Genomic DNA, 7,299 nt, shown 5'->3' with positions numbered 1-7,299 from the left:
CCATCGGCGGTCTTCTCGCTTCCTCCGGATCAAGCAAGATCCAGTATCAGCGTGTCCACCAACCAGGGGGAAGTGCCTGGTGCGCTCCGGCTGTCCATGGCGGTGCCCACCGACCTGCCGCCATGGCAGACCGTGTACTGGTACTTCCAGCGGTGGGAAGAAGCCGGCGTCACCGAGATGCTGCTGACCGAATTGCGCAGGTCGGCCCGCCGGCAGGCCGGCCGCGCCGATGAGCCGTCAGCCGGGATCATCGACTCGCAAAGCGTAAAAGGCGCCGACACGGTCAGCCGTGACAGTCGCGGCTACGACGCGAACAAGAAGATCAACGGCCGCAAGCGGTTCATCGTCACCGACACCAGCGGCCTGCTGGTCACGGTCGCAGTGATGGCTGCAAGCCGGCAAGACCGGGACGGCGCCAAGACCACCTTGCTGTCGACGTACCTGACCACCCCGATCCGGTATGTCTTCGCCGACCAGGGTTTTGCCGGACGGCTGGTGGACTGGACTCACGACACGCTGCGCACCACCCTGGAGATCGTGCGCAAGCCCGCTGCCCAGCGTGGGTTCAACGTCCTCTCACGCAGGTGGGTGGTCGAGCGGACGTTGGCCTGGCTGACCGCCTGCCGCCGTCTGGCTCGCGACTACGAACGCGATCCCGCGGTGTCCGCGGCGATCATCCGCTGGGCCGCCATCGCCGGTATTGCCCGTCGCCTTACTCGCGGCGGACCCGCCCAACGCCAGGCCCGTTACATCTGCAACTGACAGAGATGATCACCATCTCAGGCGGCTGGAGGTGATCCGTCGCGGAACGCTCAGTGTGAATCGGCCATCTAATCGATCATGGATCTGCGACACCTGAAACGCTGGCCCGCTCTGCTGTGCGCTCTGGCAGCGCCGTTGCTGTACGCCGGAGTGAACCTGATCGCGCTCCAGTTGGCCGCCCAGGCGGGGCTCGACCCCGGGCACGAAGGCTGGAACGACCTGCTGCCAGGCCAGCTGGACGGGGCGATCGAATCGGTGAGGGGATGGGTGGGCGCCATCGCCCTCATCCTCGCCGCCGAGGCGGCCGTGCTCGCCGCACTGGGGGCTGGCTGAATCGCCGATCCACCGCCGGCGGCCTCGTGCTGTGCACGGCCGCCGGCATGGTCTACCTGATGAGTCTCGTCCTGGCCGTACTGATCACTTACGCGATCGTGCTTTATTCTCCTGGCGATACCGATCTCGGGCCGCTTTTCCCGGGTTGGTACTTTCCTGCACTGATCGTCATCGCCATCGTGACCCTCACCGGGCTGACCGTCTGGCTGTCCGCCGCGGTCAGGGAGGCCTCAGCCTCCTGATGGTCGACGCTGCGACCACGGTGGCCGCATACGTGCCATGCGCGCTCCCCGAACATGTCCGCAGCCTGCCAACCGGCTCCGTGGGCTGATGCGACTCCTTGAAGTGTCACTACTCCACCCCCTCAAGCTGATCTTCTCAAACACGCTCTTAGGTTGTTCTTTATCCTCCGGATCGTTGTGTTGAGCGGTGGATTGATCGTTTGGGGGACAGCAAGACGGCCTTGAGTGATCATGTGCGGTGTCGAGTCGCTGCTGATCACTACAAGGCCGTGAGGGTGAGTCTGCTGAACGATGCCGCCTGGGTCGAGTCCTCCAGGGTGTTGTCCCGGTTCCGGAACGACGTCTACGCCTGCCTTCGTGCGCGGGCCGATGCGTTGTTCGAGCTGACCGAGGCGTTGTTATGCGAGCCAGGGCCGGTGCACTCGCCGGTGGATCTGACCTTGTCGCCGGAGTACCGGCGCGGACACGGCGCCTTGTACAGCGGGCTCAACCACGGCCGGATCGAGGTGGAACAGCTGCGTGAGGTGCTGGCCAAATTACCGTTACCGCGCTGGCCGGACGGACGGATCGTACTGGCGGTGGATGTGTCGCCGTGGCTGCGCTCGGATGCCGCGTGCTCGGCCGAGCGGTTGTTCTGCCATGTGTACGGCCGGGCCAAGAGTGCCTCGCAGTTCATCCCGGGCTGGCCGTACTCGTTCGTCGCAGCGTTGGAGATGGGCCGTAGCTCGTGGACGGCGCTGTTGGACGTGGTGCGGCTGGGCCCCGTCGACGACGCCACCGCCGTGAAGCGCCCCGACTTCGCTGGAGGCTCGTTTCCTTGAGAGGATCGAGTCATGGCAGCCAAGTCCCCCTACCCGGCCGAGCTGCGTAAGCGCGCGGTGCGGATGGTCGCCGAGGTCCGCCCGGACTACCCGACCGAGTGGGCCGCGATCAACGCGGTCGCCGCCAAACTCGGCATCGGCACCGCCGAGACGCTGCGCAAGTGGATCCGCCAAGCCCAGATCGACGAAGGCATCCGCCCGGGCACCACCACCGATGAATCGGCCGAGGCGAAGCGGCTGCGGCGGGAGAACGCCGAGCTGCGCCGGGCCAACGAGATCCTGAAGGCCGCCTCGGCTTTCTTCGCGTAAATATCATCGATGTCGTCCCCGTCGGGTTCGCTCGTTTTTTCGCTGCCCCAGCCAGCTGCTGGTGGCTTGTCCCGATGTGCGGCCCGGCGGGGTCCTGCCGCCTGGTGTGGCTTGATAGGAGCGTGCCCCCGGCTCGATTTAGGCGTGCCCACCAGACCGGTATGGACCCAAGCTGCCTGGTAGAAGAGTCGTCGGGAGGAACGGTTGGTCGTCATCGGCATCGATGCCCACAAGCGCACTCACACCCTGGTCGCCGTCGATCAGGTCGGCCGCAAGCTCGCCGAGCGCACCGTCCGTGCCATGGCGGAGGGACACGCCGACATCGCGGCCTGGGCCGCGCAATGGCCCACGGTGTTGTTCGCGATCGAGGACTGCCGGCATGTGAGCCGCCGCCTGGAAGGCGATTTGCTGCGGGCCGGTCATCGAGTGGTGCGGGTCACCACCCAGTTGATGGCCGGCCAACGCCGCTCCGGCCGGGAACGTGGCAAGTCCGACCCGATCGACGCGCTGGCGGTGGCCCGGGTCGCGCTGCGCGAGCCGGATCTGCCGATGGCGCATCTGGACGGTCCCTCCCGAGAAGTGAAGTTACTCGCCGACTATCGCGACAACCTGGTCACTCAGCGGACCCGGATCTGCAGCCAGCTCCGTTGGCACCTGCACGAACTCGACCCGGAGCTGGAAATCCCCTCCCGAGGGCTGCGCCGCCGATGTGTGCAAGACCGGCTCAGCCAGCACCTGGCTGACATGCCCGGCATTGTCGCCCAGCTCGCCCGTGAACTGCTGGAACGCTGCCGACAGCTGACCGTGCGCATCAACCAGCTGGAGAGCCAGCTGCGCAAGCTCGTCCAGACCCTGGCCCCACAACTGCTGGCCATCCCGGGGTGTGGCGTGCTCGGCGCGGCGACCATCATCGGGGAGACCGCGGGCGTGCACCGTTTCCGGTCCAAGGCGGCCTTCGCCCGCTTCACCGGCACCGCGCCCATCCCGGTCTGGTCGGGCAACAGCAGCCGGGTACGCCTCAACCGCGGCGGCAATCGGCGGCTGAACTCGGCCTTGCACATGATCGCCGTGACGCAGACGCGTGGCGTCGGCCCGGGCAAGGCCTACGTCGAGCGCTTGATGGCCGAGGGCAAGACCCGCACCGAGGCCGTCCGCCTGCTGCGCCGACGCATCTCCGACGTGGTCTACCGCACCCTCAAGCGCACCGACACCACCGCCTCCCAGACGAGTGACCACAAGATGGCCATGGCGGCTTGACGACATAGGAGCATCGCCGAGCTCGACCGGCCGCACACGCGACCCTGATCACGATCGGCCACCTCTTCACGATCTTTGTGCCAGAGCCTCGGAGATCCTGGTCAATGGCCACGTGAAAGCCGATCTGGTGCCCACCACCACGGACCTGCGCTCCAGTTCCGCGGATCCGCGCCAAGATGGCCCGCGCGAACGAACGTGCACTACGCGCACATGGTCGAGACCAACGGCGAATCCCACCGCCTGGCCGAAGCCCTCGCCGGAAAGGGCGTCGTCGCCCTGACCTGATTTCGTCGATGAGAAGTATCAGCACCCGTCGGGCCTACGCGGGTCTGCTTGCCCCCAATAGGCTCAGGGCGCACAATCTGTGACGTTGTCCCGCAAACCCAGACGGCCCTCGTAGATGGCTACCTTGTGGGTGATCAGCTTGAGGCACTCGTTGAGTTCATGCAACTGGGCGAGCACCCGTTCCCGATGTTCGCGCAACACCTCCAGCCGTTCCACCTCGTTGCCCTGGCCCGCCCTAACGAGCTCGGTGTAGCGTCGAATGTCGGTCAGGGGCATGCCGGAGGCCCGGAGCCGGATGCACACGCCCAGCCAGTCGACGTCACCCTCGTTGTAGACCCGGTGCCCTGCGGTGCCCCGCCGTACCGGCTGGGCCAGCAACCCCTCCCGCTCGTAGAACCGAAGTGTGTGCACGCTGAGCCCGGTGCGTTCGGCGACCTGGCCGATGCTCAAACCCGACATGTGGCCCAGTTTGACCTAGAGTCGGCTCTAGATTCTACGGTTCCGAAGTATGAGATATCGCATCCTCGGCGGCACTGGTATCGAGGTCAGCACCCACTGCCTCGGCACCATGATGTTCGGCTCGGCCGGCAACCCCGACCACGATGACAGCATCCGCATCATCCACACCGCCCTCGACCACGGGATCAACTTCATCGACACCGCCGACATGTACTCGGCGGGCGAGTCCGAGGAGATCGTGGGCAAGGCGCTGCAGGGCCGGCGAGACGAGGTGGTGCTGTCGACCAAGGTGCACTTCCAGATGGGGGAAGGACCCAACCGAAGCGGCAACTCGCGGCGTTGGATCATGCGCGAGGTCGAGGCGAGTCTCAAGCGGCTGCGCACCGACTGGATCGACCTCTACCAGATCCACCGCCCCGACCACCGGACCGACATCGAGGAGACCCTCTCCGCACTGACCGATCTGGTCCGGCAGGGCAAGATCCGGGCCTTCGGCAGCTCGGCCTTCCCAGCGCACGAGACGGTTGAGGCCTACCATGTGGCCCGGCAGCGCGGCTTGTACCGGTTCCGCACCGAGCAGCCGCCGTACAACATCCTGGCCCGCGGCATCGAGGCCGACGTCCTTCCCACGGCGCAGCGGCTCGGCATGGGCGTGCTCACCTACAGCCCGCTGGGCTGGGGGTTCCTGACCGGCCGTTACCGCAAGGGGCAGCAGGTCGACATGTCGCAGGGCCGCGCTGCGCACGCGCCAGAACGGTTCGACCCGTCTATCCCGGTTAACGCAGCCAAGTTGGAGATCGTCGAGGAGCTGGTGAAACTGGCGGACGAGCTCGGCTGCACCCTGCCGACGCTGGCCGTCGCCTTCGTCGCGTCACACCCGGCGGTCACCTCGGTCATACTCGGCCCGCGCACGATGGAGCAGTTGGAGGGCTTGCTGAAGGGCGCCTCGCTGGTGCTCGACGACACCGTGCTCGACCGGATCGACGAGCTCGTGCCGCCCGGCACCAACGTCTACCACCCTGTCGGTCTCTGGAGCCCCGCCCCCCTGACCGACCCCGCATTGCGCCGCCGCCCGCTCGGCGACCGCGCCGCGACCTGACCCAGAAATGCTTCCGGTCCCGGGAAACTTTACGTGACATGACCCAGCCGGGACCGGCGAGGCAGCAGCGGCTTACGCGGTGTGGGCCACGACCGAGGCCAGAGCCCGCTCGATCGTGCGGGGGCCCACGCCGTTGTAGTGCTGCTCATCCTCACCGGCATCGATTTCACTCAAGCCGATCACTGTCACAACTGACCGACAAGCGCGGTCGGTACGCACCTCCGCAATCACTCTGGCCGGACCTGACCGCCCGACCGGACGTCGAATGTCCGGTTATCTGGAAATTTCATGCCCGCCAGCCCGGATCAGGCCGGCCACCCACCTGGAGAAGTTCGGCTCAGGCACACATTCCGTGAGCCGTCGGTCGGGTAGGTCACGGTTCGAGCGTTCTGGCCGGTAGCTGGCTTCTTGATCATCAGTATCGTCGTGTGTCGATCAAGGAGCTGCTGACTCTCTTCTTGCCCCATCTGGCTCACGTGTGCGTTGACCAGGTGTTCCATACCGGTGCGTCGGTGCGGATCAAGGCTAGGACCATGACGATTGAGGCGCACTGCCCCAGCTGCGGGACACCGTCACGGCGCAAGCACAGCCACTATGAGCGGCGCCTGCTCGACACCGCGGCCGGCGGTCAGGAGGTGCTGATCCACCTGCGGGTTCATCGGTTCTTCTGCTCCAACGACGCGTGCGACAGGCACACCTTCGCCGAGCAGGTGCCGAATCTGACCATCCGCTATGGCCGTCGCAGCATTGTGGCCGGACAGGCGCTGCGGGGGATCGCGCTGGCCCTCGGCGGCCGCGCCGGTGCCCGCCTGGCCGCACGGCTGGCCCTGGCGGTCAGCCGGATGACGCTGATCAGGCTGATCCGCGCCCTGCCCGAGCCCGTCCTCCAGACCGGCCCGGCCGTGCTGGGCGTGGACGACTTCGCCCTGCAAGGCTGGGTGCTGGCCGCCAATCTCGGCCATGACCTGGACTGCTGGCTGCGCCTGCTCGTCTTGCACGATCAAGACGATCTGGAGCGCGCCGAGCCGGACACCATGCGCTACCGGCTCTACCATCTGCCCGCCCGGCTGTCCACCCACGCCCGGAGGCGGCACCTGCGGATCGAGCGCACTTGGCCCTGGGCCCAGGCATTCGTCCTGGCCTGGCAGCGCCTCACTCACCTGCCGGTTCCCGCCTGAGAGCCCGGACTCCCCGCTTCAACGATCAGGAAGGAGCCCAGCCGGGCCCGTGGAACCCGGCGCCCCCGCAGCGACATGCGACGGCCCGCCCCAACCGCACCGGGGACATTACGGGCAAGGCTGCGGACTCCATGAACCTGAACAACCCTCTGACGAATCGAGGCTAACCGCCGGGTGGGCGCCGACGAGTGCCCAGGCGCGTCCCTTCGGTGACCCCAGCCGCTGGCCTGCCTCGTCCTCGAAGCAGACATGGCATCAGGGCACACCTTCTCCCGTTCCGTACAGAAACGACAGATAGCGGGCGTCTACATGCCGGACACCACCTGGCAATGAGCGGGTACCGCCAGACTCATACCGGAATAACTGCAACATCCCGGTTTTGAGGGTTCTTCGAACTTGATCAGGGTTTAAGGTCTCGCCGGGCCGCAGGAAACTTGAGGCGATGACCTAGCCGACTCGGGACTTACTCGTCGCTAACCTCGATCTTTCTCGACCTTGAGCTGGTCGGCTGAGGGATTCGGCTGGAGGTCGTTTCCTCGCTGTGGTCAGCGTGG

8 protein-coding genes and 1 pseudogene are annotated in these 7,299 nt (G+C 66.4%); 8 read left to right on the top strand and 1 reads right to left on the bottom strand.

Annotated features, from left to right (window positions below; genetic code table 11):
* From ACTMTI_RS56255 to ACTMTI_RS56230, 6 genes and pseudogenes are all read left to right on the top strand, one after another.
* Positions 1–762, top strand: a 762-nt coding sequence (locus ACTMTI_RS56255) for an IS5 family transposase (RefSeq protein WP_441129300.1), incomplete at its 5' end; no start/stop codon positions are given.
* A 78-nt stretch (positions 763–840) separates the two neighbouring features.
* A complete protein-coding gene (locus ACTMTI_RS56250) occupies positions 841–1,095 on the top strand; it encodes a hypothetical protein (RefSeq protein ID WP_441129299.1) in 255 nt (84 codons plus the stop codon).
* A gap of 59 nt (positions 1,096–1,154) precedes the next feature.
* The gene (locus tag ACTMTI_RS56245; protein ID WP_441129298.1) at positions 1,155–1,337 is read left to right on the top strand and encodes a hypothetical protein; all 183 of its coding nucleotides are present in this window, start codon (positions 1,155–1,157) and stop codon (positions 1,335–1,337) included.
* Between the two features lie 200 nt (positions 1,338–1,537).
* Positions 1,538–2,158, top strand: coding sequence for a transposase (locus ACTMTI_RS56240; RefSeq protein WP_441129297.1), 621 nt, complete (start codon positions 1,538–1,540; stop codon positions 2,156–2,158).
* A 12-nt stretch (positions 2,159–2,170) separates the two neighbouring features.
* A pseudogene (locus ACTMTI_RS56235) lies at positions 2,171–2,458 on the top strand (transposase); the annotation flags it as partial.
* Between the two features lie 213 nt (positions 2,459–2,671).
* The gene (locus ACTMTI_RS56230; RefSeq protein WP_441129296.1) at positions 2,672–3,724 is read left to right on the top strand and encodes an IS110 family transposase; all 1,053 of its coding nucleotides are present in this window, start codon (positions 2,672–2,674) and stop codon (positions 3,722–3,724) included.
* Positions 3,725–4,072: 348 nt separating this feature from the next.
* On the opposite strand, the gene ACTMTI_RS56225 is transcribed toward ACTMTI_RS56230, so the two are convergent.
* Entirely contained in the window at positions 4,073–4,468 is a 396-nt protein-coding gene (locus ACTMTI_RS56225) for a MerR family transcriptional regulator (RefSeq protein WP_441129295.1), read from the bottom strand.
* Between the two features lie 49 nt (positions 4,469–4,517).
* Between ACTMTI_RS56225 and ACTMTI_RS56220 the strand changes: the two genes are divergently transcribed.
* Both ACTMTI_RS56220 and ACTMTI_RS56215 read left to right on the top strand, forming a co-directional pair.
* Positions 4,518–5,567 carry an aldo/keto reductase gene (locus ACTMTI_RS56220; RefSeq protein WP_441129294.1) on the top strand — a complete coding sequence of 350 codons (1,050 nt, stop codon included), beginning with the start codon at positions 4,518–4,520 and terminating at the stop codon, positions 5,565–5,567.
* Between the two features lie 533 nt (positions 5,568–6,100).
* Positions 6,101–6,745, top strand: coding sequence for a transposase family protein (locus ACTMTI_RS56215; protein ID WP_441129293.1), 645 nt, complete (start codon positions 6,101–6,103; stop codon positions 6,743–6,745).
* The last annotated feature ends 554 nt before the right edge of the window (positions 6,746–7,299 follow it).

Source organism: Nonomuraea sp. H19, assembly GCF_052068215.1.
Lineage (GTDB): Bacteria > Actinomycetota > Actinomycetes > Streptosporangiales > Streptosporangiaceae > Nonomuraea.
This window is presented reverse-complemented; position numbering and strand designations above follow the sequence as displayed.

What these genes read in the sequence shown, in the direction of transcription:
- ACTMTI_RS56245 (WP_441129298.1), top strand. Translation starts at nt 1,155, where the DNA reads ATGAGTCTCGTCCTGGCCGTACTGATCACTTACGCGATCGTGCTTTAT.
- ACTMTI_RS56215 (WP_441129293.1), top strand. Translation starts at nt 6,101, where the DNA reads ATGACGATTGAGGCGCACTGCCCCAGCTGCGGGACACCGTCACGGCGC.
- ACTMTI_RS56225 (WP_441129295.1), bottom strand. Translation starts at nt 4,468, where the DNA reads ATGTCGGGTTTGAGCATCGGCCAGGTCGCCGAACGCACCGGGCTCAGC.
- ACTMTI_RS56220 (WP_441129294.1), top strand. Translation starts at nt 4,518, where the DNA reads ATGAGATATCGCATCCTCGGCGGCACTGGTATCGAGGTCAGCACCCAC.
- ACTMTI_RS56250 (WP_441129299.1), top strand. Translation starts at nt 841, where the DNA reads ATGGATCTGCGACACCTGAAACGCTGGCCCGCTCTGCTGTGCGCTCTG.